The sequence below is a fragment of the Chroococcidiopsis cubana SAG 39.79 genome, from assembly GCF_003991895.1.
GTDB lineage: Bacteria > Cyanobacteriota > Cyanobacteriia > Cyanobacteriales > Chroococcidiopsidaceae > Chroococcidiopsis > Chroococcidiopsis thermalis.
Window position 1 is genome coordinate 1 of record NZ_RSCK01000239.1, and the last position, 1,645, is coordinate 1,645.

General features: G+C 45.5%; 3 protein-coding genes. All 3 read left to right on the plus strand.

What is annotated here, in order from left to right; translation table 11 throughout:
* Positions 1 to 486 precede the first annotated feature (486 nt).
* From DSM107010_RS37620 to DSM107010_RS37630, 3 genes are read left to right on the plus strand one after another with little or no spacing between them, the layout of a single operon-like run.
* Positions 487 to 804, plus strand: a complete 318-nt coding sequence (locus tag DSM107010_RS37620) for a DUF433 domain-containing protein (protein ID WP_127025403.1) — start codon at positions 487 to 489, stop codon at positions 802 to 804.
* Between the two features lie 11 nt (positions 805 to 815).
* Entirely contained in the window at positions 816 to 1,163 is a 348-nt protein-coding gene (locus tag DSM107010_RS37625; RefSeq protein ID WP_199756059.1) for a DUF5615 family PIN-like protein, read from the plus strand.
* A gap of 34 nt (positions 1,164 to 1,197) precedes the next feature.
* Positions 1,198 to 1,485, plus strand: coding sequence for a hypothetical protein (locus tag DSM107010_RS37630; protein WP_148125954.1), 288 nt, complete (start codon positions 1,198 to 1,200; stop codon positions 1,483 to 1,485).
* The last annotated feature ends 160 nt before the right edge of the window (positions 1,486 to 1,645 follow it).

The following is a 1,645-nucleotide window of genomic DNA, read 5'->3' on the forward strand; positions in this document are numbered from 1 at the left end:
CGTTGGCGCGATTTGGAATTTCATCCATTACTACAATGCTTCTCTCCCAGTTAACTCATCCTGTCCTCTTTAGGACTACCCACTTGAAGGTTTAAAGTTAATGAGAATGATAGACGAAAAATCAGGGTTTTAAATAGATTCATTCTTAATAAAATGCTCGTTCTTGAAAAATAGGCTTCAATGTAGCACAGAGCATACGAATTTATTACGCTCCCTTTCCTGGACTGCCCCAGGCTAAACAAGTGGAAGTAGAAGCTGTCCCCATGCCGGATCGCATCAGGCAGCAGTTGGAGAAGTTGACGAAAAAAGGCAGCTCATAGTAGAGAAGTCAAATGAGGCGAGCGATAATTCTGTTACCACTTTGGTTAGTTTCTTATCTCCTGCTTCGGTAAGCTAATATATACATCTGAGGTAAATTCACGCTCGGTGGGTCTGCCGACATCCATAGGCTTCTATGGATTGATTCCAGTTAGTTGGAGTAAATCTATGCCAGATGTCGTATCTAAATCTTATGTAGAGTATCGCAACGATGCTTATTGGATTGAAGGGACTCGGATTTCTCTAGACTCAGTAGTTTATGCTTTCCAAAAAGGAGTATCGCCGGAAAGTATCGTTCAGTCTTTTCCATTGCTAACTCTGGAACAGGTTTATGGAGCGATTGCCTTTTATCTGGCGAATCGCGCCCAAATCGATGCATATCTGGCAGCCGAAGAAGCGGCATTCGATGTCATGCCTCAACCTCTACAAACTGCTGCTCCTGCCTTGTACGACAAACTGATGGCAGCTAAGGCGGCAAGACAGTAGGCACAATTGTGATGATTCGCTACCAAGCAGATGCCGATTTGAATCAGGCAATTGTCACAGGTGTTTTACGACGAGAACCAACAATTGATTTCCAAACTGCCTTTGCAGCTGGGTTGGAAGGTGTGAAAGATCCGGAAGTCCTAGCAATGGCAGCGCAACAGCAGCGGATTCTGGTCAGCCACGATCGCCGAACGATGCCGTTAGAGTTTGCCCAGTTTATGACTGGCAATCAAAGCTCTGGAGTGATTATTGTCTCCAGAAAGCTACCGATTGAAGTGGCGATCGAGGAATTGCTGTTGATTTGGGCAGCGTCTAGTGCGGCAGAGTGGATAAATCGCATTGCGAAGCTTCCCCTTTAACAAGCGTGAATTTGAGAACGCGCGATTTGAAGGGGTGACGCAAGATAATGTCGAAGTAGGGCTGGATGACGCGCAAATGGTAACAATGCAGGATTATAGCTTGAAACCCCAACAGTTGACTTCCTTACCTCTAGAACGAGAGCCGCAGCTTGTAGAAATAAGCAATCGCATTGCTCTTTTGCGCTCGTGCCATCTCGATCCGTGTGAAAGAGAAATTTTGTCGATGCTAGAGCGCCCCATCGTTCTCACTCCAGCCGAGTTGGAATATCTTGTTGGGATCGAAAAGCGTTATGGCATCGCGCCCAGTTGGGTTAATGTGTGATAGATCGGAGGCGCGAATGCAAGCATGAATTGACTTAAAATAAGTCGTTACCACGGCTCAACCGTAAAGTTAAAAAATTGGGGGTAGTGATATGGAAGTAGTGGTGAAGCTCAAATCCTGTCTAACTCTGCATTGTAGCCATGAATGAAGTACCAAATCG